This window comes from Kitasatospora sp. NPDC089509 (genome assembly GCF_044749365.1).
In the GTDB taxonomy this organism is placed as follows: Bacteria; Actinomycetota; Actinomycetes; order Streptomycetales; family Streptomycetaceae; genus Kitasatospora.
Genome location: NZ_JBIVHS010000002.1, coordinates 406,063 through 428,174 on the forward strand (window position 1 = coordinate 406,063; position 22,112 = coordinate 428,174).

Sequence of the window (22,112 nt, forward strand, 5' to 3'; positions counted from 1 at the left end):
GCGGATGGGCGGAGATTCACCCTATCGGGGGGTAGTCGGCCGCCGTACGGCCTCGGTCGGGTTCTGGTGATCTAGGGTTCCGGATGGGCCGCCGGGCGATGGCGGTCGGTTCTCGAAACTCGCCAACTTCCCCACCAGTTCGCGGATCTGATGATCCGTCGCGGCTCGCGCCCAGGGCGGAGCGGAACGGCCCTGTCCGCGCGATCCGACCACACGAATGGAGACCCTGCCGATGCCCGTGGACACGAGCCCGGAGACACAGCAGGACCGGCAGCAGAGCCTTGCGACGGCAGCTGCCCGCAATCTTGCCACCACCACCAAGTCCGCCCCGCAGATGCAGGAGATCACCTCCCGCTGGCTGCTCAAGGTGCTCCCGTGGGTCGAGGCCCACGGTGGCGCGTACCGGGTGAACCGCCGGCTCACCTACACCGTCGGCAACGGCGTGGTGGAGTTCATCAAGACCGGCTCCCAGGTCCGCGTCATCCCGCAGGAGCTGGGCGAACTCGCCCTGCTGCGCGGCTACGAGGACGAGGAGGTGCTCACCGCCCTCGCCGACCGCTGCCAGCAGCGCGACTTCGGCCCCGGCGAGGTGCTCACCACCACGGGCGAGGCGGCCGACCGGATCTTCCTGATCGCCCACGGCAAGATCAACAAGATCGGCACCGGCAAGTACGGCGACGAGACCGTGGTCGGCGTGGCCGGTGACGGCGACCGCTTCGGCGACGACGCGCTGCTGAACCCGGACGCCGTCTGGGAGTTCACCGCGAAGACCGCCACCTCCGGCGTCGCCCTCACCCTGAGCCGGGCCGACTTCGCCCGCATCCGGGAGAACGCCCCCAGCCTCCAGGCGCACCTGGAGGAGTTCCTGACCCTGCCGCTGCAGGCGCAGAACGAGCGCGGTGAGGCCGAGATCGCCATGTCGGCGGGCCACCACGGCGAGTACGAGCTGCCCGGCGCCTTCGTGGACTACGAGCTCAAGCCGCGTGAGTACGAGCTGAGCGTCGCGCAGACCGTGCTCAAGATCCACACCCGTGTCGCCGACCTGTACAACCAGCCGATGAACCAGACCGAGCACCAGCTCCGGTTGACCATCGAGGCCCTGCGCGAGCGCCAGGAGCACGAGATGATCAACAACCCGGAGTTCGGCCTGCTCCACAACGCCGACTTCGACCAGCGGATCCAGACCCACTCCGGCCCGCCCACCCCGGACGACCTGGACGAGCTGCTCAACCGCCGCCGTGACCCCGACTACCTGCTGGCCCACCCCAAGGCCATCGCCGCGATGGGCCGCGAGTTCAACGCCCGGGGCATCTACCCGCAGCACGTCGACCTCGGCGGCCAGCAGGTGCCGGCCTGGCGCGGCGTCCCGATCCTGCCGTGCAGCAAGATCCCGATCACCAAGGAGAACACCAGCTCGATCCTGGTGATCCGTACCGGTGAGGACAACCAGGGCGTGATCGGCCTGCACCAGACCGGGCTGCCGGACGAGTACCAGCCCTCGCTCTCGGTCCGCTTCATGGGGATCGACGAGAAGGCGATCATCTCCTACCTGGTCAGCGCCTACTACTCCTGCGCGATCCTGGTGCCGGACGCGGTCGGCGTGCTGGAGAACGTCGAGATCGCGCACCGCCGCCACTGAGCCCGCAGCGCGCGGGACTTGAGCCCGTGGCGTGCGGTACGTGAGCCCGCAGAACAACACGCGCAGGCCGTAACCGGGCGGCGCGAAGATCGTTTCACCTGATGACGGACGGCCCGCCCCCGCAGGTGGGCCGTCCGCCTGATCACGTCTGCACGCACACGGTCGTACCCGATCGGTCCTGATCCGGTCCCGACCGCTGTTGCCCCTTTCCATCGACGGATCAGCCCGAGTCCCGTCCGCTCTCCCCAGGCGACCCGAGAGGTGTGTGGAGCCCATGCCGCAGCGCCGGCAAATCCGACGGATACCGCGGCACGGCGGCGGGGGCGCGGCCCCCGGACGGCGGGTGCGGCTGATCGGCGCGGCGGTCGGTGTGGTGGCGATGTGCGCCCTGGTCGGTGGCGCCACCGCCTCCGGTGCCGAGCACCCCGGCGGACAGCCGCACGGCACGGCCGTCGACACCTGTGTGTGCACCGATGCCGACGTGTCGACCACGGTCGGCCCGGGCGGGAACGTGGACGTCGGGGTGGACGTGGACGTCCAGGTCGGCGTGACCGTCGCCCCCGACATCGGCCGCCACCACGGGCCCAGGCCCCCGCACGAGCACCACCACCCGTGCCACCACCGGGACGCGGCGGTGCCACTGCCGGCGGCGCCCTCGGGCTCGGCCACGGCCGGGCTCCGGCCGGAGGAGGGGTGGCCGGACGAGGAGCACGGCGGGCACCACCACCATCATCACCACCACCACCATCACCACCACCCGCACCCCTGCCCGAGCCCCACTCCCACGCCGACTCCCACACCCACCCCGACACCTACGCCCACGCCCACTCCGACGCCTACGCACAGCCCCACGCCGACGCCCACCCCGACGCCCACGCCGACGCCCACGCCCACCCCGACGCCAACGCCTACGCACAGTCCGAGTCCGAGCCCCACGCCCACCCCCACGCCATCCCCGACCGTGGCGCCCCCCAGCCCGACCCCGGCGCCCAGTCCACCCGCGTCACCCCCGGCGCCGCCGCAGGCACCTCCGCCGCCAGCCCCGGCCCCCGCGCCGGCCGCCCCGGCCCCGGCAGCGCCCGCCGCTCCGGCACCCGCCGCACCGGCGGCCCCGGTCGCGCAGGCCCCGCCGCCCGCCGTGGTGCCGGTCCCGGCGGTGCCCGACGCGCCCACGGCCCCCGCCGTGGTGGCGCCCAGTCCGGTGCTGCCGAGCCCGGCCCGGCCGAGCCCGCTCTGGCCGACCCCCGCGCCGCAGCCGGTGTTCAAGGTCCATGCCACCAAGCCGGTGCCCGTCGCGCAGCACCACCACGGCGGTTCGACGACCACCACGCTGCTGCTGATCATGGTCCCCGGCGTTCTGGCGGCGGCCGCGCTGCGCCCGGGTCGCGGCGGCGGACGAGGCCGCGGTCGTTCCGGGTCCTGACGGCCTCCGGGTCCCGACGGGCCCTGGGCCCCCGCGGGCCCGCACGTTCCGACGATTCCCGGGCTCGACGCTCCGGTCGAGCCACGGGCTTCCCCTGTCACGTCACAAGCCAAGCCAGAGAAGGGAGTTCCCATGTCCGAGTGGGTGATGCTGATCATCGCGCTGTTGGCCGCGTGCGCCGTCGTGCTGGCGGTGGTGGTGCTGAGGCGCCGGGCCGGCGTCGAGGAGAACGTCGACGAGACGCCCGACGTCATCGAGTACATCACGATGATGATCGGCGTGGTCTACGCGATCGTCCTCGGTCTCGCCATCGCGGGTGTCTGGGAGGCGCGCGGTGCCGCCCAGGACGACCTGTTCCGCGAGGCCCAGTCGCTGCGGGAGGTGAGCGACCGGGCCGTGGTCTACCCGGCCGAGTTCCGCGACCAGGTCCGGGCCGATGTCGACGCCTACGTCACCTACGTGGTGAACGTCGAGTGGGACTACATGGGCAAGCACGGTGAGATCACCGACAAGGGCACCGAGTTGCTGGACAAGATCCAGAACGAGGTGGTCAGTCGGCCGCCGGCCTCCGACCTGGAGTCCCAGGCCTACCAGCCGATGACCGACCGGATCAGCCAGGCCTCCGACGCCCGCAACCAGCGCGGCCAGAACGCCGGGCCGACCATGCCGGGCGTGGTGTGGTTCGGACTGATCGGCGGGGCGGTGGTGACCCTCGGCATGCTGTTCGCGCTGCAGATCCGGTGCACGCCGAGGGAGTTGATCCTGGCGGCCTGCTTCAGCCTGCTGATCGCCTTCCTGCTGTTCATGATCTGGGACTTCGACGATCCGTTCGCCCGGAGCGTCTCGGTCACCACCCAACCGTTCACCGATCTCTTCCCCTCGCTCAACCTCAAGAGCTGAGCGACCGTGGAACGGATGGCGCCGGTGGCCCCGAACGGGGCCACCGGCGCACGTATTTGACGATCCGTCAGTGCAGGCTGCCGTCCATCGAGTTGAGCATGGTGCCGGCGGCGTCGTCGTTCTCCAGGGAGAAGGCGAACAGGCCGCCCAGCCCCTTGTCCTTGGCGTAGGACCCGCGCGCCTGGACGGCCTGCGGGGTGTCGCCGGTCCAGAAGTCGGTGCCGTCGTAGACCCAGCTGCTCTGCGTCACCGGGTCCCAATGGGTCTGCGCGGCGGTCGGGTTGAGCTCCTTCCAGGCGGCCAGCCCGGCCTCCTGGCTGAGCGGCTTGGCGGCCGTGGGACCGGTCGCGCTCTGGTACAGGCCGTAGTTCGAGCCGGCCGGGACGCCCGTCCAGCCGCGCCAGTAGAACGGGATGCCGAGCACGATCTTGCTCGCCGGGAAGCCGCCGGGGATGCCGTACTCGGGCAGACCGGTGGTGTACGCGGCGAGCGTGGTGTCCACGTTGTACTTGCGGGTGCCGGGCGCGATCGGCGTGGTCGGGTCGGCCGGGCTGTCGTGCAGCGGGTCCTGGTGGTTGGTCGGGCCCTTGGCGTCCCAGGAGCCGTGCATGTCGTAGGACATCACGTCGGCGTAGTCCAGGTAGGCGCCGATCTTGTCGGTCTCCAGCTGGGCGATCTTGTCCTGGCCGCTGGGCAGCGCGGCGCTCAGCAGGTAGCGCTTGCCCTGGGCGGCGCCCAGCGCGTCCAGCTGGGTGCGGAACTCCTTGAGCAGCAGGGTGTAGTTCTGCTTGTCGGCGGGGGAGTAGTGGTTGCCGGTGTGGCCGCCCGCCGAGCCCGGGTACTCCCAGTCGATGTCGATGCCGTCGAAGATGCCCGCCGCCGAGGCCGGACCGCCGGAGGCGTCACCGGCCACGCCGGTCGGCAGGTTCCCCTTGAGGAACATGTCGACGCAGGAGGAGACGAAGGCCTTCCGGGAGGCGTCGGTGGCGGCCGCGTCCGAGAAGTACTTGGAGTACGTCCAGCCGCCGATCGAGATGGTGAAGCGCAGGTTCGGGTACTTGGCCTTGAGCTGGCGCAGCTGGTTGAAGTTGCCCTTGAGCGGCTGGTCCCAGCCGTCGGTGCTGCCGTCCACGCTGTTCGAGGAGGTGTAGCCGTCCTGGTAGTCGGCGTACGCGTCGCCCGCGCCGTCACCGGCGTTGGGGTCGGAGTCGTTGGCCGAGTCCGAGGCCTTCACCGTCTGGAAGCAGGTGAACCTGGAGGGGTCGATGTTGGCGAAGGCGTAGTGGACGACGTCCAGCTTGTTCGCGGCGCCGCTGGTGTCGACGTTCTTCGGGTAGTACGCGTTCTCGTAGATCCCCCACTGGTCGAAGTAGGCCGCGCGGACCGGCTGTCGGGCGGGCGCGGCGGCGGTGGTGGTGCTCACCGGGGCGGACTGGGCGGAGGCGTGGCCGCCGGAGTAGCCCTGGACGCTGAAGGTGTAGCCCTGGCCGGGCAGCAGCGAGCTGACCGCGACCGAGGTGCCCATCGAGGTGGCGACCAGCTGGCCGTTGGACCACACCTTGTAGGCGACCGGGCCGTCCCCGCTGTTCAGGGTGGAGGGCTGCCAGTTGAGCACGACGGCGCCGGAGGTGACCTTGCTGACCGTGACGCCGGTCGGGGTGGTGACCTGGCCGTCCCCGGCCGGGCCGCTCGCGGTGGCGGTCGGGCTGCCGGTCGGGCTGCCCGTCGGGCTGCCGGTGGGGGAACCCGTGGGGCTGCCGCTGGGACTGCCGCTGGGGGAACCGGTCGGGCTGCCGCTGGGGGAGCCGGTGGCGGTCGGGCTGCCCGAGGCCGTCGGGCTGGTGGAGGCGGTGGGGCTGCCCGAGGCCGTCGGGCTGCCCGAGGAGGTCGGTCCGCCCGGCCCGGTCAGGCTGAGGTCGTCCGCGTAGTAGGTGCCGGTGCCGTACCAGCCGTGGGTGAAGACGGTGACCGAGCTGGTGCCGGCGCCGGTGGTGAAGGTGCTGCTCAGCTGGTTCCAGCCGGTCCCGCCGGGCGTCCAGCTGGAGGCGTTGACACCGGTCCCGGTGGCGCCCAGGTAGACGTAGCTGCCCTGCACCCAACCGGACAGGGTGTAGGTGGTGTTCGGCTGGACGGCGACGGTCTGCTGGCACTGCGCGGTGTCGGAGCCCGAGGCGGCGCCGCTGAGCGCGTAACTCCCGCCGTGCACCGGGGTGGTGACGACCGAGCCGTTGCTGCAGCTCCAGCCGGCCAGGGTGCCGGTCTCGAAGTCGCCGTTGGCCAGCAGGTTGACGGGGGAGGCGGAGGCGGAGCCGAAGGTGAGGGCGAGGGCGGCGCCGCTGGTGGTCAGCGTGGCGGCCAGGGCCAGTGCGGTGGCCCGTCTGCGCCGGGTGGCCCGGCGGGCGGCGGGCCCCTCGGCGGGCTCGGGCCGTGCGGGCAGGACGCGGTCGTGCATGCGGGGTGTCCTCCGGATGTGTGGGGGTTCCGGCGGTGCGTGGCCCGGACGGGCCGTGGGGAGCCGGCCCGGGCGCGGTGGGGGCGCGCGGGCGGGTCGAACGGTGCTGACGGGTGTTGACGGGTGTGGACGGGAGCCGTGCGTGGACACGACCGGCCGGGTGCTCCGTGCGCGTCACGACTGAACAGATTGGACTGGACCAATATTCGCCGTCAAGGGTGCCGGTCCGCGCTGTCCACCTCCTGGACCACCCCGGGCCGGGAACGGCGGTGGACCGGTAGGTTGACCAGGACGGAACAGGCCCGCCGAACGGAGGAGCGCATGGACAGTCAGGGCTGGGACGACCGCTACGCCGCGAGCGATTTGGTGTGGGGTGCCGCGCCCAACCGCTGGGTCGTCGACGAACTGACCGGGCACGCCCCCGGCCACGCCCTCGACCTCGCCGCCGGCGAGGGCCGCAACGCCATCTGGCTGGCCGCCCGGGGCTGGGAGGTCACCGGTCTCGACTTCTCCGCCGTCGCCCTGGAACGCGCCGAACGGCTCACCGCCGAACTGCCCGACGAGGTCGCCGACCGCCTCACCTGGCGGCACGGCGACGCCCGCGCCTTCGACCTCCCCGCCGCCGGCTACGACCTCGTCCTGGTTGCCTACCTCCAACTCCCGGCCCAGGACCGCCGGGCGGCCCTGCGCCGCGCCGCCGAGGCCCTCGCCCCCGGCGGCACCCTGCTGGTGATCGGGCACGATCTCAGCAACCTGACCGACGGTGTCGGCGGCCCGCAGGACCCGGCCGTGCTGTTCACCCCCGAGGACGTCCTCGCCGACCTCGCCGACCACCACCTGCGCACCGTGCGGGCCGAACGCGTCCACCGGACGGTCGGCGACGAACCCGGGCACCGCAACGCCCTGACCGGCGTCGCGATCGACGCCCTGGTCAGGCTGGAGCGGGGCGCCGAGTGACCGTCCGACCCACCCGACGCCTGCTGCTCACCGGGATGCTGGCCGCCCCGTTGGCGCTGACGGGCTGTTCCTCGGGCAAGAAGAAGAACAAGACCGACGCCCCGGCGGCCCGGGCGAGCGACCCGGGTGGCGCGGCCTTCGTGATGATCGTCCGGCACGGCGAGAAGCCCACCGGCGATCAGCCCGGACTGGACGAGAACGGCAAGCACGACGGCAAGTCCCTCACCCAGCGCGGCTGGGACCGGGCCAAGGCCCTGCCCACCCTGTTCAGCCCGCCCGCGGCCGGACTGCGCACCCCCGCCCGGATCTACGCCGCCACCGACCAGGGCCCGATGGCCGGGGCGCACCGGATGCGGCAGACCGTCACCCCGCTGGGCGCGGCGCTCGGGCTGACCGTGGACACCACGTACGCCGAGTCCCAGGAGTCCGAACTGGCCGGCGCCGCACTCACCGGGGCGCAGCCGGTGCTGATCTGCTGGGAGCACTCCCGGATCCCGCGGATCGTCGAGGCGCTCGGCGCCGCCGGGAGCGGGGCGCCGAGCAGTTGGCCGGACCGTTTCGACCTGGTCTGGGTGTTCTCCCGCCCGGCCGGCGGGGCGTGGGCCTTCCAGGAGGTGCGCCAGCACCTGCTGGAAGGCGACGCCTGATCCGGACCGGCCGGCCCTAGCCGACGGTGACCGTCACCACGGAGTACTGGACGACGGTCAGCGGCACGCTGACCGTCCCGCCGGTGACGGTGTACGGGACGGGCCGCGGGGCCGGGTCGGTGCCGTCCGGGCTGGCGACGGTCACGGCGCTGACGGCCGCCCCGGCCGGGAGGGCGTAGGAGAGCGTGCAGTCGGCGGGGGTGGTGCGGAAGTCGGTCGGGGTGTCGTCGAAGTTGGTGAAGTTCACCAGGTGGACGACGGTGTCGCCGCCGAGTTGCCGGGCGTCCAGGAAGATCCGGCGGTCCCCGGCCAGGGTGACCGTCGGCGGCGCCGACTGCCGTACCGGGGCGAGCAGTTGGTCGGCCGAGGCCTGGTCGGTGCTGCTCAGGTAGCTGAGCCCCGGCAGTGCCCGGACGTACCAGCAGGTGCCGTTGCCGTAGGTGTTCCGGCTGCTGGTCGGCAGCGGGTCGGCCAGGCGCAGGCCGAGGACGTCGGCGAGGGCGAACTCGCTGCGCCGGCCGCCCAGTTCGTCCAGGGCGGTGGGGGCCGGGCCGGTGATGACGATCGTCCCGCCGCCCGCGACGAAGCCGCGCAGCACGGCGGCCTCGGCGTCCGAGACCGCCTGGAGGTTGGGCAGCAGCAGGACCGCGAAGCGGGCCAGGTCGGCGGCGCTCAGTCCGGGGCTGGGCACGGTGTCGAAGGGCACGTGGGCGTACACCAGCGCCTTGACGGTGCCGCGGAACTCGCCGAGCCAGGGCAGCGCGGTGCAGCTCATCTGCGGGTCGTCGCCGCCCCACCAGTCGGCGATCCCGGCCGGGGCCGTGGCGTTGGCGTACATCCCGTTGCCCTCGCCGGGGGAGACGTAGTCCCGGGACGGCGAGGAGTGGTAGACGCCGACCCGGGCGGCGGGGGCCGGGTCGTAGAGCTTCTGCTGGTTGACCTGGACGAAGCGGTACATCCGGGCGCGCATCGCCCCGTCCACGGTGTCGTTCTTGAACGGGGTCTTCACCTCGTACGGGTTGCAGCCGGTGGCGATCAGCTGGGACAGCACCAGCGAGGCGTCGTCGGCCTGCCAGCCGTAGGAGAACGCCCAGGCGGGCTTGGCGCCGCTGGCGGCGCGGGCGTACTTGTACATCGAGATCAGGCAGGTCCAGTCGGTGGCGGTGGCGTGCCGCATGCCGTCGTAGTTGCCGAGGATGTCCACCTCCCAGACCTGGGAGACCGCGCCCTCGGCCGTCCGCAGGTAGCCGCCGTCCAGGCCGATGCCGGTGGCGTAGCGGTAGTCCATCGAGACCGTCTCGACGAAGGTGACCAGGTCGGGGTTGACGGAGCGTCCGGCGGCGGCGATGTCGAGCTGGAAGCCGAGCAGGTTGTGGTGGCGCCACTCGACGTAGCGGCGGAAGACCGGGTCGGTCCAGTCGGCGGCGGTCGGCAGCGCCAGGCCGGTGTCGGCCCTGAACGCGGCCGCGCCCCAGCTGGAGGCGTCGCACCAGGTGAGCACGCCGTCGAAGTAGATCGGCACGTCCGGCCAGATGCCGTCCACCCCGGTCGCGGCCACGCCCTTGATCCGCCGCAGGTAGTAGTCCCGCCAGGGCGAGTTGGGGCTGAGCCAGACGCTCTCGTCGCCCGGGTCGACCCAGACCACCACGCTGCCGTAGAACACGTTGGGCTTGCCGGTGAGGTCGCGCTGGACCCAGCTGCCGCCCTGGTCGTTCTTGTAGAAGGAGCGGCCCTTCTCCCCGCCGGGGGAGATCAGTTCGAGCGAGGGGTAGTACATGACGACCTTGAGGCCGGCCGCGTGGGCGAGGCCGGTGAAGGTCTTCACGTCGGCCATGTGGGCGGCGAACTCGGCGTCGGTGAGCCAGTTGGAGAGCAGGGTGTCGAGTTCGATGACGCTGACGTTCTGCGCCTTGAGGGTGTCGATGTAGCCCTGCATGTCGGCGGGTTCGTTGAAGGTGCCGTCGGCGATCCGGGCGTAGCGGGCCCAGTCGGGCCAGGTCTGCGCGGTGGCGGGGTGGGCGGTGCGGGCGGTGCGGGCGGCCCGGGTGCCGGTGGCCGTGGGGGCCGGCCCGGGTGCGGGCGTTCCGGCGGCCCAGGCCCGGCCGCCGGGGAGCAGTCGGCCGGCGGCGAGCGCGCCGCCCGCGCCGAGGCCGGCCCGGAGCAGCCGGCGACGGCCCGGGCGGGCGGCGGCGGTGGCGGGCGGTGTTCCGTCGTGCTGTTCGGGCATGGTGGTCCCCCAGCGTGGGTCGGAGCGGCTCCGAGGCGACCCTAGACGGTGCGTCGTCGACCCGTTCGGTCCCCGACCACGGCTACGTCAGACATCCGACCGGTGGATCCCTCAGTGCGCGGAGCACCGCCGGACAGCCCCTAGTCGACGTCCCGGCGCCGGAACCCGGCCAGGGCCAGGGCGATCAGCGCGGCCGCGACCAGGGTGAGCACCGCGAGCGGCGTCCAGTCCATCGGGGCCGCCGGCAGTCGGGGCACCTGGCCGAAGGGGGAGAGCCGGTCCAGGCCGGAGGGGAGCTTCAGCAGCGGCCCCAGGTACCCGAGCACGAACGCGTACGCGGGGACCAGCCAGGCCAGCGGCAGCGCCCGGGGCAGCCAGCCGTAGACGGCCGCGGCGAAACCGACCGTCACCCAGAGCGCAGGCGCGAAGGCCAGCGCCGCCCCGGTCAGCCGCAGGAACACGCCCGCGTCACCGGTGGACAGCGCCCCGGCCAGGCCGAAGCCCACGCCGGCCGCCAGCATCACGGCGGTGGAGCCCAGCAGGGCCGCCGCCAGGTGCCCGCCCAGCCAGCCGGACCGGGACACCCCGGTGGCCAGCACCGGCGCGGCCCGTCCGGCGCTCTCCTCGGCCTGCGGGCGCAGCGTCGCCAGCACCGCGTAGACGCCGCCGACCACCGCCACGACCAGCATGGTCAGCGCGGCGAAGGAGTCGGCGAGGGTGTGGCCGCCGAGCCGGGCGAGCGCCTCCTTGATCTGGTCGACGTCCTTGAGCATCGAGTCGGCGTCGCCCAGCAGCGAGCCGTACATCGCGCCGAGCAGCAGCAGGGCGACCGCGAAGCCGCCGAGCAGGCCGCGGTGCAGCCGCAGCGCCAGGCCGAGCGGGCTGCCCAGGGCCGGACCGCCGGTGGCCGGACCGGGGCGGGCGGCGCGCAGCCCGGCGCCGAAGTCGCGACGGGTGCTCAGCGCGAACCCGGCCGTGGCGGTCCCGGCGGCCAGCGCCAGGGTGGGCAGCAGCGGCCACCACCGGTCGTCGACGAAGGGGTAGCTGCGCTGCAGCCAGCCGATCGGCGAGACCCAGGAGAGCCCGGACCCGGCCGCGTCCCCGGTGGCGCGCAGCGCGTAGGCGGCGCCGAGCACGGCACCGGCCAGCCCGGAGGCCGTCCGGGTGTGCGCGGTGATCTGGACGGTGACGGCGGCCACCGCGCCGAACAGCAGCCCGCCGACGGCCGTCGCGGCGCCGTAGAGCAGTGCGCCGCCGGCGCCCAGGCCGGGGATGCGCAGGGCGGGCAGGCCGATGGTGAGCAGCAGGCCGAGCGCGAGGTCGGCGACCGCGGCGGCGCCCAGCGCGGCGGCGAGCTGGGCATGCCGACCGACGGCGGCCGAGCGGACCAGTTCGGCCCGGCCGCTCTCCTCCTCGGCGCGGGTGTGCCGGGTGACGGTCAGCACGCTCATCAGCCCGGCCAGCACGACCAGCAGGCCGAGCAGCCGGTGGCCGAGCATCGCGCCCCAGGTGTAGTCGGCCAGGTAGTGCGCCGGGCCGGTCATGGCGAGCACGGCCGGACTGCCCGAGCCGCGCGCGATCGAGGCGCGGTCGGCGGCGGTCGGGTAGACGGTGTGGACGCTGTTGGCGGTGGCCAGGGTGAGCAGCGCGAGGCCGTACACCCAGACCGCCAGCCGGACCCGGTCGCGGCGCAGTGCGAAGCGCAGCAGGGCGGCGGTGCCGGCCAGGGCGGCCCGCCCGCCGGTGCGGCCCGGCGCCGCGGGCCGGGCGGTGGATGCGGTGGTGGTGGTCATTTGACGGCCTCGGGATCCACGTGGTGCCTGTTGGCGGCCAGCTCGTCGCCGTAGTGGCGCAGCATCAGCTCCTCCAGCGTGGGCGGGTGGCTGACCAGGGTGCGCAGTCCGGCCTCGCTCAGCTTCCGCACCACGGCGTCGAGTCGGGCGCCGTCCACGGCGAAGCGGACCCGCCGGCCGTCGGTCCGCAGGCCGTGCACGCCGGTGAGCGCGTCCAGCCCGTCGACCGGGCGGTCGGTCTCCGCCTCGACGGTGGTGCGGGTGAGGTGGCGCAGCTCGCCGAGGGTGCCGCTCTGCACCACCCGGCCCTGCCGGATGATGCTGACCCGGTCGCCCAGTTTCTCCACCTCGTCCAGGATGTGGCTGGAGAGCAGGACGGTCCGGCCCTGTTCCTTGACCTGCCGGACCACGTCCTGGAACACCACCTCCATCAGCGGGTCCAGGCCCGAGGTCGGCTCGTCCAGCAGCAGGAGCTCGGCGTCGGAGGCGAGGGCGGCGACGATGGCGACCTTCTGCCGGTTGCCCTTGGAGTAGCTGCGGCCCTTCTTGGTCGGGTCGAGGTCGAAGCGCTCGATCAGCTCGTCGCGGCGGCGCCGGTCGAGCCGGCCGCGCAGCCGGGAGAGCAGGTCGATGGCCTGGCCGCCGGTGAGGTTGGGCCACAGTTCGACGTCCCCGGGGACGTAGGCGAGCCGGCGGTGCAGCTCGACGGCGTCCCGCCACGGGTCCTTGCCGAGCATCCGGGCGCTGCCGCCGTCCGCGCGCAGCAGACCGAGGAGGACCCTGAGGGTGGTGGACTTCCCGGCTCCGTTGGGGCCGAGGAAGCCGTGCACCTCGCCGGTCTCGACGGTGAGGTCGAGGCCGTCCAACGCGGTGGTCCGGCCGAAGGTCTTGCGCAGACCGGACAGGATGATGGCCTTGGTCATGCTTCTGAAGCTACCGTAGTTTCAGAAAAACGTGAAGATTGGGAAGGCGTTAAAGTTCGAGCGAGGGATGATCACCGGAAAGGGGCGAGGTCAGTGGTGAAGCAGACGCCGGAGAAGGCGCCGCGGAAGGCGGCGAAGGGGGCGCCGGGGAAGCCCGCCGGGAAGTCCGCCGACCGGGCTGCTGACGGGGCTGCCGACCAGGCCGCCGACGGGTCTGCCGACCAGGCCGCCGACGGGTCTGCCGACCGGGCGTCGGAGAAGGTGGCGTGGCACGGGCGCGAGCAGGCCATGTCGGACTTCGTCGAGCGGTTCGCGGCCGAGCTGGTGGTCGCGGGCATGGGCCGGATGCCGGCCCGGATCTTCTCCTGCCTGATGGCCGAGGAGAGCGGGGTGCTGACCTCCGCCGAGCTCTCGGAACGGCTGCAGATCAGCCCGGCCGCCGTCTCCGGCGCGATGCGCTACCTGATCCAGGTCGGACTGGTCGCCAAGGAGCGCGAGCCCGGCTCGCGGCGGGACCGCTACCGGGTGCTCAACGACGTCTGGTTCGAGTCGCTGACCAGGCGCGACGAGATACTGCTGCGCTGGATCCGGGTGCTGAAGGAGGGCGAGACGGCCGTCGGCGTCGGCACGGTGGCGGCCGAACGGCTGGCGGAGAGCGCGGCCTTCTTCGAGTTCATGATCGGCGAACTGCACGGGATGCTCGGCCGCTGGCGCGCGCACCGGGCGACGACGACGGGATAGCGGGGGTGTCGCCCCGATGGAACGCGAACGGCGGTGGGACGGACCCTCGGTCCGTCCCACCGCCGTTCGCGGTGCCGTCCGGTGTCGGCTACTTCTTGACGGTCGCCGAGGGGGAGGGCGACAGCGAGGCGCTGGGCGTGCCGGCCGTGGCCGTCGGGTCGGCGGAGGGCGAGGGCGACCCGCTCGGGGTGGGCGTGGGGCAGGCGGGGTCCGTCGGGGTGGCGGACGGGCTGCCGCCGGGCGCGCCGGTCGGGGTGCCGGACGCCGTGGCCGTCGGGCTGGCGGAGGGCGAGGGCGAGGCGGTGCCGCCGGGCGTCGCGGTCGCCGTCGGGCTCGGGCAGGAGGTCGGGGTGCCGGACGGGGTGTCGGTGGGGGTGGCCGTCGGGGACGGGCTGCCCGTGGGCGTCGGGGTGGTGGACGGCTTGGCCGTCGGGCTCGCGGAGGGCGAGGGCGAACCGGAGGACGTCGGCGTCGGGGTGGGCGTCGGCGTGTCGGTCGGCTGCGCGGTCGGGGTCGGGGTCACCGCAGGCTCGGTCGGCTGGACGCTCGGCGTCGGACCGGTGCCCGTGCCGCCGTTGCCGCTCGGGGTGCCACCCGTGCCGCCCGTGCCGCCCGTCGGGTTGGACGGCCGGAGGAAGGGCGAGGGCGAGGAGCCCGGCAGGGTCGGGACGCCGGGGCGGTCCGCGACGGTGGACACCTGGCCGCTGCCGTAGTGCGCCATCCAGTTGCGGACCGTGCGCAGGTACTCGGTGGAGTGGTTGTAGCTGAGGACGGCCTGGTCCAACTGGGACGGGACGGAGAGGTCCCGGCCGTCCGCGCACAGGTAGCGCCCGGCGGTCTCGGCCGCGTCGAAGATGTTGTTCGGGTCGGCGGAGCCCTTGCCGGTGGCGTCCACGCCCCAGGCGGCCCAGGTGGACGGGATGAACTGCATCGGGCCGACCGCGCGGTCCCAGCGGGAGTCGCCGTCGTAGCGGCCGCCGTCGGTGTCGGGGATCGCGGCGAAGCCCTGGCTGCCGTCCAGCACCGGGCCGAGGATCGGGGTGAGGGTCTTTCCGGAGGCGTCCACCTGGCCGCCGTTGGCCTGGCCGGACTCCACCTGGCCGATCGCCGCCAGCAGTTGCCAGGGCAGGTGGCAGCCCGGCGAGCGCTGGGCGAGCCTGGTCTCGGCCTGGCGGTAGGCGGCGAAGACGGTGGTGGGCAGCGAGGCGCCGGTGGCAGCGAAGGGGCCCGCCGGGGGCAGACCGGTCTGGGCGCCGGGCGGTTGGGGCAGTGGGACGGTGCCGCCGCCGTCGGCCGGGGTGCCGGGGATGCCGGTCGAGGCGCCGCCGAGCGGTGCGGAGGAGGAACCGGCGGCCTGCGCGGCGGCGTCCTGGGCCGGTCCGGCGTCGGCGGCCGCGACCTGGGCGAGCCCGAGGCCCGGCACCTGGGAGCCGGTCAGCGCGGCCAGCGCGGCGAGCGCTGCCGCCGTCCCCGTGACCCGCTTGCCTATTCGGACCTTCCGTCCGCCGTTGGCACTGCCGAACTTCGCCGCCATCTGCTGCCCCTCCCCGTCGCCGTCCGGACCATCCCCGAACGGTTGAGCCTTCGTCATCGTGCCCGCCCGCTCGCGAGCCCTCTCGGACCCCGGGGGGCGGCCGCCACCGTCACGATTAGTATCACGACGATCTGACAGGGACAGGGTGGACGGGAGGCGGCCCGGAGCCCCCCGAGGGGTGAACGCGGCACCTCAGCGGGGGTGTCGACGGCCGGGGCGGCGTCCGGACCGTCACCCCGGGGCCCGCTCAGGATTCCTGAGAATCCCCATCCCCCCTACTGCGTCCGGGAGTTGGCCGGGAGCCCAACACCGGGCGTCGGGGCGCCCCGGCGGCCGGACGGGCGGTTCGAAGCGCAGGGGTGGTGCGTGGGCGGTGCTTCGGGCTCCCCGGCGGCGCCTCCGTCCCACGCTGCTGACCTGCCCGGATGTCCGCCGCCGGAGCGGGCCTTCCCTAGCAGGACGGGCGGTGCGGCGCCAGGGGGCGTCGCCAACTCGGCCCTGGACGGATGACGTTCAGGTGAAAGTGAGCATGCCAGGAAAGCCGGTCCGGCATGCTGTGCCGCGTGACCATGTGGATGGAGGCCCCAACCGTGAGCGCCAACCTGCCGGAGACCGTCGCCGAGGGGGCGGTGGTCCTGCCGGCTCCCCCTCGGGTGGTGGACGACCTGGCCCGTGACCTGACCCAGGCCGCCGCCGCCGTCCGGGCGGTGTCGCGCAGCGGCCGCACCACCGGCGGGGACGTCGCGGTCGCCGCCTACACCGCCGTGGTGTGCACCGGGCGTTCGGCCGCCCGCGCGCTGGAGGAGGCGGCCGCCTGGTGCCGGCAGGCTCCGGAGGCCGAGGTGCACTCGCTCGCCTGGGCGCGGGTGCCGGGGCACCGGGACGACCTCTTCGAGTACCGCGTCACCATGGCCGTCAGCTTCCCCGACGACGAGACCGGGGAGCACCTCGGAGACACCCATCACTCCTGCCACTGAGGCCGTATCATCGCCCGCATGGGTGATCGGGACACGAACCAGACGGTCGGCGGGACTTCGGACGGCGCTTCCGACGACGTGGGTGCTCCCGACGGGGTGACGGCCGGCGCCGGTTCGGCCTCCGGCGAGGCCGACGACAGCCCCCGCGAACTGTCGCGGGCCGCCGCCGTCGGCGCCACCGTGCTGGCGATCGTCTGCGGTTCCGTGGTGGTGCTGGCGGTGTTCCACTGGCTCGGCTGGGGCGTGCCGGGCGTCGGCTGGCTGGTCGCCAAGGCCGGGATCAAGCTGGCCGTGGGCGGATTCGCCGGTCTGGCCGTCGCCGCCGCCTGGCTGCGCACCAAGTTCGCCGCGAAGCCCCGGGATTGACCGGTCGGTGGCTCAACCGGCCTGGGGTGTCGGGCAGATGAGGTCGTGCCCGGGCACCCGGCCGTCCAGCAGATAGCGTTCGACGGTGCCCGTGACGCAGGGGTCGGAGCCCGGGTACTGGCCGTGGTTGCCGTTTCCGGTGACCGTCACCAGCCTGGATCCGCGCAACGCCCGGTGGGCGCCGAGGGCCGCCTCGTAGTACGTGGCAGGGTCGTGCAGCGAGTTGAGCATCAGCACCGGCGGCAGGTGGGCGCCGGTGACCTTCACCTCGGGCGCCGGGGCCGTCGGCCAGGCCGCGCAGACCGAGCTGAACGCGAGCGTGCGGGCGCCGATCAGCGGGTAGCGCGCGGTGTTCTCCGCTCCGCGCCGGATCCAGGTGTCCATGGACCTGGTCCACGGGGTGTCGCCGCACGTCACCGCGAAGTACTCGGCGAGGAAGTCCGGGGTGAGGTACTGGCCGAACACCTGGCGGGCCGTCTGCCTGGCCGTCGGGTCGGCTCCCTGCCAGCCGTCCAGGGTGGTCAGCGCGCCGGCCAGGACCGGGAAGGCCTTCTCGCTGTAGATCGCGTTGATCGTGCCGTTGTCCAGCTGGTTCGGGCCGAGCGTCAGCGACCCGTCGGTGATGGGGTGGTCGTGCAGCGCGGTGCGCCGCTGCTCCCAGCGCGCCTCGACCTGCTCGGGGGTCGAGCCCCAGTGGTAGGTGGAGTCCCGGGCGGCCATCCAGGGCAGGAAGTCCTGCTCGAAGCGGCGCTGGAAGCTCATCGGCTGGCCCAGCTCGTACTGCTCCCAGGTGCCCTCGAAGCCGATGTTGCTGTCCAGCACCATCCGCTCGACCCGGTGCGGGAAGAGCGTGCCGTAGTAGGCGCCGATCATGGTGGCGTAGGAGGCGCCGTAGTAGCTGATCCGCTTCTCGCCGAGCAGCGAGCGGTAGAGGTCCATGTCGTGGACGGTCTGCTCGGTGGTCAGGTAGGGCAGCAGGTCTCCGCTGTGCTCCACGCAACCGGCTACCAACTTGCGGGAGTTGGCGATGGTGTGGTCGATCGCCGCGGGCGACCGGTCGCGGTAGTCGCCGGCCAGGAACTCCTGGAACTCCGCCGGGCTCTGGCACTGGACCCGGGTGCTGCGGCCGACGCCGCGCTGGTCGAAGCTGGCGATGTCGTAGGCGGCGGCCACCGCGGGGGCGCCCTGGACGAGGTCCAGCGGGCGCAGCAGCCCCTGGGCGCCCGGGCCGCCGGCCGTCTCCATCAGGGTGCCCCTGCGGTGCGCCGGGTCGGTGGCGCGGTGCCGGGAGACGGCGATGGAGAGGTCTGCCCCGGCGTCGGGGTGGTGCCAGTCGCGCGGGACCGTCATGGTGGCGCAGTCGAGCGCCGGCCGGTCCGTGCAGGGCTGCCAGTCGAGCGCCTGGCGGGCGTAGCGGGCGGGCACGCGTTCGGCGTCGCCGGGGTTGCGGCCGGAGTCGGCGTTCGCCGTGGCGGGCAGGGCGAGGCCGGCGAGGACCGCGGTGGCGAGGACGGCGGCCGCGCGACGGGCGCGGGATGCGGTGGTGTTCACGGGAACGATCCTGGCCGACCCGGCACCTGACGCGCGATGACGCTGGACACCGTCTTCGAGGTGGTGCTGGCTACACCCCGGGTTGGGGGGCAGCCGGCACCACGGGTGCCGTCAGTAGGCGGCGGTGAAGCGGGCGCGCCGGTGGACGGGCCGCTCGGCCTCGTCGAGCAGGGCGACGGCGAGGTCCTCCATCGAGATCGCCGAGTTGCCGTCGGCGTCGACCAGCAGTTCGTCGAGGCCGAGCCGGAAGCGGCCGGTGCGCACCCCGGGTTCGAGCAGGGCGGCCGGGCTGAGGTACGTCCAGTCGACCTGCTCGTCCGCGCGGTAGAGGTCCAGCTGTTCGCCGCAGGCCAGGGCGATCGGCCGGATCGCGTCCGGGAAGCCGGGCGACTCCACCAGGACCGTGCCGTCGGTGCCCGGGACGGTCAGGCTGCCCGCGCCGCCGACCGCCAGCAGGCGCACGCCGCTGCCGGCCAGGCCGGCCAGCAGGCCCCGGGTGGTGGCGGCCAGTTCGTGCTCGCTGCCGGGCACCGGGCGGGTGGCGGTGATCGCCAGGTCCTGCCCGGCGGTGATCCGGGCGACGTCCTCCGGGTTGCCGGCGTCGCCGACGGCGAGGGTGACGGTGGACGGCAGGTCGTGCGGCTTGGCGGGGTCGCGGACGACGGCGGTGACCCGGTGGCCGCGGGCGAGCGCCTCGGCGACGACCCTTCGGCCGACGTTGCCGGTGGCGCCGAAGACGGTGATGCGCATGAACGTTTCTCCTTGAATTTCTTGATCTTCCGAACGGAACTGCGGTGGGGGCGGTCCGGGGTCAGGCGGTCTCGCGCACCTGGCCCGGGGTGGCGGGGGAGGCCTCGGGAGCGGGCGCCGCCGGGGCCGGCCCGGGTCGTCGGATCTGGGCGACGACCAGCGAGCCGAGCACCACCACCGCGCCGAGCGCCTGCAGCGGGCTGAGGTCCTGTCCGAGCGCCAGCCAGCCGACCAGGGTGGCGACCACCGGGCTGAGCAGGGAGAGGAAGGACAGCGAGGTCGGCGGCAGGGCGCGCAGCCCGCGGAACCAGATCGCGTAGGTGAGGGCCGCGCCGATCAGGCAGAGGTAGGCGTAGCCGAGGACGTTGTCGACGGTGTAGTGGGTGGGCGGCGCGCCCTCGCTCAGCAGGGTGACCGGCACCAGCAGCAGTCCGCCGGCGGTGAGCTGCCAGCCGGTGGTGGCGAGCAGTGGCGCGGGGGAGGCCCAGCGCTTGGAGAGCACCACGCCGAAGGCCATCACCACGGCCCCGCCGAGCGCCGCGGCCACCCCGATCGCGTCCAGCCGGGCGTCGGCGCGCAGCACCAGCAGGCTGACGCCCGCGACGCCGGCGATGCCGGACAGCACGGTGCGCAGGGTGAGCCGGTCGCCGAGCAGTGCGGCCGAGAGGCCGGCGGTGACCAGTGGCTGGACGGCGCCGACGGTGGCGGCGATCCCGCCGGGCAGGCGGTAGGCGGCGATGAACAGCAGGGCCTGGAAGGCGCCGATGTTGAGCGCGCCGAGGACGAGCGCGCGCCACCACCAACTGCCCTTGGGCAGGGTGCGGGTGAGGGCGATCAGCAGCAGTCCGGCGGGCAGGCAGCGGATGACGGCGGCGAGGAGCGGACGGTGGGGCGGGAGCAGTTCGGTGGTGACGGCGTAGGTCGTCCCCCAGACGGCGGGGGCGACGGCCGTCAGCAGCACGACGGCGAGACGATTGCTTAGCACTAAGACAATGTATCTCAGCGCTAAGGCAATCTTCAGCGGATTCCAGCGGTGACGTGGCTCACAGTTACCTCACCGCTAAGGAATTCAGCGGGTGTCGCCTACTCTGAACCCGTGGCAGATCATCTCGACCGCGTCGTCGCGCAATGGGGCGCCGAGCGCCCCGACCTGGACGTCTCCCCGATGGAGGTGTTCGGGCGGCTCAAGCGCCTGTACCGCCTGGTGGACGCCGAACTCAACCGCACCTTCGCCGAGCACGGCCTGGACGCCCCCTCCTTCGACGTCCTGGCCACCCTCAAACGCAGCGGCCCGCCCTACCGCCTCACCCCCACCGGCCTGATGCAGTCCGCCATGGTCACCTCCGGCGCGATCACCCAGCGCCTGGACCGCCTGGAGGCCCGCGGCCTGGTCACCCGCACCCGCAGCGACCAGGATCGCCGCAGCCGCGACGTCGAGCTCACCCCCGAGGGCCACGCCCTGATCGACCGCGCCCTGCCCGACCACGTCGCCGGCGAGCACCGCATGCTGGCCGGGCTCGACGAGCCTCGGAAGGCTGCCCTCGTCGACGGCCTGCGCGCCCTGCTCGCCGACCTCGGCGACGACACCACCGGCTGAATAACCGTTCGACGGCCATGGCCGCCCTCCCCTTGGATGGCGGCCATGGACGACCCGATCTGGAACGAGCTCCCCGCCGAAGCCCGGCGCCTGGTGGACGAACACCTCGCCGCCAGGCGGCACGTGCACGCGATCAAGGTGATCCGCGACGCCTCCCCGGAGGCGCCGCCCGGCATCCGCGCCTGCACGGACGTGATCGCGGACCGGATGACGGAACTCGGGCTGTTGCCGAAGCGTCCGACCCGGCCGGACCCTGTCGCGCCTTCTGATACGAACTAGCTTTCGCGTCAAGGGAGTTGACGTGAGATGGCCGATTTCGACGTCACGCTCGGAGGGTTCGTTCCGGGAGCATTGCACCGAAGGCGAGGCATGTCCGAAAGGAGATCGTTCCGATGCGTATGCGCAACCCGGTGCTGGTGCTCGCTTCCGCCGCCCTGATGGCCGTGGTCGGCACCGCCACCGCCGCGACCGCCGCGACCGCCGCCACCGCCGCGACCGCCGCCACGAACGGCCAGGCGGACGTGAACCTGTGGTCCCCGAAGGGGTACCGGGCCGGGGTCGAGAAGAGCTGGAAGAGTGACGGGATGGGCGGCTACAACGGCCAGTTCCGGTGGCTGACGCGTTCCGGTGCCGTCCGGGTCCAGGCGCGGATCGTCTGGGAGCACCACCCGGTGCAACTGAAGAACGTCACGTTCGAGGTGAAGCACCCCTACTGGGGGGCCAAGGGCGTCTACCTGCGCGCCTGCGACTCCAGCGGCTGCGGCGGCTGGTGGTAGGCGACGGCCCCGCCCGGGTCAGGGGTTGACCGCCACCGCCTTGAAGAAGGTGTAGTGGAACGTCCCGCCCGGCCCGGCCGAGCGGCGCAGTTCGGCGACGCCGCGGTCGAACTCGGCCGCGGTGGTCAGCCCGGCGGCCAGGGCGTCCGCCCGGACGGCCTCGACCATCGCGACGAAGGTCCGCCGGGTGAAGCCCTCCACCAGGGCCGGGCGGCCGCCGTCGGCGTAGACCGTGCGGGGGCGGACCGTCACCTCCGTGAAGCCGGCGGCTGTCAGCAGCGGGTGGAGCCGGCGGCCCACCAGGGCGTCGCCGCCCGCGTCGGCCTGGAGCCGGACCAGGTGGTCCACCGTGCGGCGGGCCGCCGGGGTCTCCGGGTGGAAGAGGGCGGAGCCGTGGTCGCCCTCGATCACGGTGATCGTGCCGCCCGGCCGCAGCACCCGGCGCAGGGCGGCCAACCCGGCCGCCGGGTCGGGCAGGTGCTCCAGCACGAAGCACAGGAAGACGTGGTCGAACGCGCCGTCCGGGAACGGCAGTCGGTGCAGGTCACCGTGGTGCCAGGCGACCCGGGCGGCCGGGGCCAGGGCGGCGATCCGGGCCCGGGCCTGGGCCAGCGACTCCGCCGAGACGTCCGCCGCGGTCAGCAGCACGCCCGGGTTGGCGGCCAGCAGGTGGGCGGTCTGCGCGCCCACCCCGCAGCCGGCCTCCAGGACCCGGCTGCCGGGCGGGTAGGCGGTGCCCGTGTGGAGCAGCTCGGCGAGGGTGTCGGCCTGGTCGCCGAGGCGGCGGGCCTCGGCGTCCGAGTAGCCGTGGACGTAGGGGGCGCTGGGGCCGGTCGTGGTGGTCATGGCCCAACCCTCG

20 protein-coding genes are annotated in these 22,112 nt (G+C 73.6%); 11 read left to right on the forward strand and 9 right to left on the reverse strand.

All coding sequences use genetic code 11. The features are described from left to right. The first annotated feature begins 232 nt into the window (after positions 1-232). The 3 genes from ACIP4P_RS05335 (at position 233) to ACIP4P_RS05345 (ending at position 3,962) form a co-directional block, all read left to right on the forward strand. Positions 233-1,639: a family 2B encapsulin nanocompartment shell protein gene (locus tag ACIP4P_RS05335; protein ID WP_400914976.1), complete on the forward strand. Its 1,407-nt coding sequence runs from the start codon at positions 233-235 to the stop codon at positions 1,637-1,639. A gap of 1,156 nt (positions 1,640-2,795) precedes the next feature. Beyond that, the gene (locus ACIP4P_RS05340; protein ID WP_400914978.1) at positions 2,796-3,062 is read left to right on the forward strand and encodes a hypothetical protein; all 267 of its coding nucleotides are present in this window, start codon (positions 2,796-2,798) and stop codon (positions 3,060-3,062) included. Positions 3,063-3,194: 132 nt separating this feature from the next. Next, the gene (locus ACIP4P_RS05345) at positions 3,195-3,962 is read left to right on the forward strand and encodes a hypothetical protein (RefSeq protein ID WP_400914980.1); all 768 of its coding nucleotides are present in this window, start codon (positions 3,195-3,197) and stop codon (positions 3,960-3,962) included. A 67-nt stretch (positions 3,963-4,029) separates the two neighbouring features. Here the strand turns inward: ACIP4P_RS05345 and ACIP4P_RS05350 are convergent, their stop codons facing one another. Beyond that, the gene (locus ACIP4P_RS05350; protein WP_400914982.1) at positions 4,030-6,414 is read right to left on the reverse strand and encodes a glycosyl hydrolase family 18 protein; all 2,385 of its coding nucleotides are present in this window, start codon (positions 6,412-6,414) and stop codon (positions 4,030-4,032) included. Positions 6,415-6,735: 321 nt separating this feature from the next. Here ACIP4P_RS05350 and ACIP4P_RS05355 point away from each other — a divergent pair, with 321 nt between their 5' ends. Together ACIP4P_RS05355 and ACIP4P_RS05360 are read left to right on the forward strand one after the other, a co-directional pair. Further along, entirely contained in the window at positions 6,736-7,371 is a 636-nt protein-coding gene (locus ACIP4P_RS05355) for a class I SAM-dependent methyltransferase (protein WP_400914984.1), read from the forward strand. Further along, positions 7,368-8,018, forward strand: a complete 651-nt coding sequence (locus ACIP4P_RS05360) for a hypothetical protein (protein ID WP_350514226.1) — start codon at positions 7,368-7,370, stop codon at positions 8,016-8,018. Before ACIP4P_RS05355 ends, ACIP4P_RS05360 begins: the two co-directional genes overlap by 4 nt. A 16-nt stretch (positions 8,019-8,034) precedes the next feature. Here ACIP4P_RS05360 and ACIP4P_RS05365 read toward each other — a convergent pair whose 3' ends face one another. From ACIP4P_RS05365 to ACIP4P_RS05375, 3 genes are all read right to left on the reverse strand, one after another. Beyond that, a complete protein-coding gene (locus tag ACIP4P_RS05365) occupies positions 8,035-10,245 on the reverse strand; it encodes a hypothetical protein (RefSeq protein ID WP_400914986.1) in 2,211 nt (736 codons plus the stop codon). A gap of 140 nt (positions 10,246-10,385) precedes the next feature. After that, entirely contained in the window at positions 10,386-12,038 is a 1,653-nt protein-coding gene (locus tag ACIP4P_RS05370; RefSeq protein ID WP_400914988.1) for an ABC transporter permease, read from the reverse strand. Continuing rightward, entirely contained in the window at positions 12,035-12,961 is a 927-nt protein-coding gene (locus ACIP4P_RS05375) for an ABC transporter ATP-binding protein (protein WP_400914990.1), read from the reverse strand. Before ACIP4P_RS05375 ends, ACIP4P_RS05370 begins: the two co-directional genes overlap by 4 nt. Positions 12,962-13,054: 93 nt before the next feature. On the opposite strand from ACIP4P_RS05375, the gene ACIP4P_RS05380 reads away from it, so the two are divergent. After that, a complete protein-coding gene (locus ACIP4P_RS05380) occupies positions 13,055-13,702 on the forward strand; it encodes a GbsR/MarR family transcriptional regulator (RefSeq protein ID WP_400914992.1) in 648 nt (215 codons plus the stop codon). 88 nt (positions 13,703-13,790) lie between these two features. On the opposite strand, the gene ACIP4P_RS05385 is transcribed toward ACIP4P_RS05380, so the two are convergent. Then, positions 13,791-15,236, reverse strand: a complete 1,446-nt coding sequence (locus ACIP4P_RS05385; protein WP_400914994.1) for a lytic murein transglycosylase — start codon at positions 15,234-15,236, stop codon at positions 13,791-13,793. 590 nt (positions 15,237-15,826) lie between these two features. On the opposite strand from ACIP4P_RS05385, the gene ACIP4P_RS05390 reads away from it, so the two are divergent. Then, positions 15,827-16,213, forward strand: a complete 387-nt coding sequence (locus ACIP4P_RS05390; RefSeq protein ID WP_400914997.1) for a hypothetical protein — start codon at positions 15,827-15,829, stop codon at positions 16,211-16,213. Positions 16,214-16,231: 18 nt separating this feature from the next. After that, complete coding sequence (locus ACIP4P_RS05395) at positions 16,232-16,579, forward strand: hypothetical protein (RefSeq protein ID WP_400914999.1); 348 nt, start codon at positions 16,232-16,234, stop codon at positions 16,577-16,579. A gap of 12 nt (positions 16,580-16,591) precedes the next feature. Here ACIP4P_RS05395 and ACIP4P_RS05400 read toward each other — a convergent pair whose 3' ends face one another. The 3 genes from ACIP4P_RS05400 to ACIP4P_RS05410 form a co-directional block, all read right to left on the reverse strand. Further along, on the reverse strand, positions 16,592-18,130 hold the full coding sequence (locus ACIP4P_RS05400) for an alpha/beta hydrolase (protein ID WP_400915001.1): 1,539 nt from the start codon (positions 18,128-18,130) through the stop codon (positions 16,592-16,594). Positions 18,131-18,241: 111 nt separating this feature from the next. Continuing rightward, the gene (locus ACIP4P_RS05405) at positions 18,242-18,880 is read right to left on the reverse strand and encodes an NAD(P)-dependent oxidoreductase (protein WP_400915004.1); all 639 of its coding nucleotides are present in this window, start codon (positions 18,878-18,880) and stop codon (positions 18,242-18,244) included. A 61-nt stretch (positions 18,881-18,941) separates the two neighbouring features. After that, positions 18,942-19,865: an EamA family transporter gene (locus ACIP4P_RS05410; RefSeq protein WP_400915006.1), complete on the reverse strand. Its 924-nt coding sequence runs from the start codon at positions 19,863-19,865 to the stop codon at positions 18,942-18,944. A 111-nt stretch (positions 19,866-19,976) separates the two neighbouring features. Here ACIP4P_RS05410 and ACIP4P_RS05415 point away from each other — a divergent pair, with 111 nt between their 5' ends. From ACIP4P_RS05415 to ACIP4P_RS05425, 3 genes are all read left to right on the forward strand, one after another. Next, complete coding sequence (locus ACIP4P_RS05415) at positions 19,977-20,477, forward strand: MarR family winged helix-turn-helix transcriptional regulator (RefSeq protein ID WP_400915009.1); 501 nt, start codon at positions 19,977-19,979, stop codon at positions 20,475-20,477. Positions 20,478-20,522: 45 nt separating this feature from the next. Further along, positions 20,523-20,756 (forward strand): hypothetical protein, encoded by a 234-nt coding sequence (locus tag ACIP4P_RS05420; protein ID WP_400915012.1) that lies wholly within the window; start codon positions 20,523-20,525, stop codon positions 20,754-20,756. Between the two features lie 113 nt (positions 20,757-20,869). Further along, positions 20,870-21,253 (forward strand): hypothetical protein, encoded by a 384-nt coding sequence (locus ACIP4P_RS05425; protein WP_400915015.1) that lies wholly within the window; start codon positions 20,870-20,872, stop codon positions 21,251-21,253. A gap of 18 nt (positions 21,254-21,271) precedes the next feature. Here the strand turns inward: ACIP4P_RS05425 and ACIP4P_RS05430 are convergent, their stop codons facing one another. Beyond that, positions 21,272-22,099, reverse strand: coding sequence for a methyltransferase domain-containing protein (locus ACIP4P_RS05430; RefSeq protein ID WP_400915017.1), 828 nt, complete (start codon positions 22,097-22,099; stop codon positions 21,272-21,274). Positions 22,100-22,112 lie beyond the last annotated feature (13 nt).

Bases quoted from the DNA above. Each gene is read 5' to 3' on its own strand.
- ACIP4P_RS05395 (WP_400914999.1), top strand. From the start codon at position 16,232: ATGGGTGATCGGGACACGAACCAGACGGTCGGCGGGACTTCGGACGGC.
- ACIP4P_RS05365 (WP_400914986.1), bottom strand. From the start codon at position 10,245: ATGCCCGAACAGCACGACGGAACACCGCCCGCCACCGCCGCCGCCCGC.
- ACIP4P_RS05405 (WP_400915004.1), bottom strand. From the start codon at position 18,880: ATGCGCATCACCGTCTTCGGCGCCACCGGCAACGTCGGCCGAAGGGTC.
- ACIP4P_RS05430 (WP_400915017.1), bottom strand. From the start codon at position 22,099: ATGACCACCACGACCGGCCCCAGCGCCCCCTACGTCCACGGCTACTCG.
- ACIP4P_RS05355 (WP_400914984.1), top strand. From the start codon at position 6,736: ATGGACAGTCAGGGCTGGGACGACCGCTACGCCGCGAGCGATTTGGTG.
- ACIP4P_RS05335 (WP_400914976.1), top strand. From the start codon at position 233: ATGCCCGTGGACACGAGCCCGGAGACACAGCAGGACCGGCAGCAGAGC.
- ACIP4P_RS05425 (WP_400915015.1), top strand. From the start codon at position 20,870: ATGCGTATGCGCAACCCGGTGCTGGTGCTCGCTTCCGCCGCCCTGATG.
- ACIP4P_RS05350 (WP_400914982.1), bottom strand. From the start codon at position 6,414: ATGCACGACCGCGTCCTGCCCGCACGGCCCGAGCCCGCCGAGGGGCCC.
- ACIP4P_RS05420 (WP_400915012.1), top strand. From the start codon at position 20,523: ATGGACGACCCGATCTGGAACGAGCTCCCCGCCGAAGCCCGGCGCCTG.
- ACIP4P_RS05385 (WP_400914994.1), bottom strand. From the start codon at position 15,236: ATGGCGGCGAAGTTCGGCAGTGCCAACGGCGGACGGAAGGTCCGAATA.
- ACIP4P_RS05375 (WP_400914990.1), bottom strand. From the start codon at position 12,961: ATGACCAAGGCCATCATCCTGTCCGGTCTGCGCAAGACCTTCGGCCGG.
- ACIP4P_RS05370 (WP_400914988.1), bottom strand. From the start codon at position 12,038: ATGACCACCACCACCGCATCCACCGCCCGGCCCGCGGCGCCGGGCCGC.
- ACIP4P_RS05345 (WP_400914980.1), top strand. From the start codon at position 3,195: ATGTCCGAGTGGGTGATGCTGATCATCGCGCTGTTGGCCGCGTGCGCC.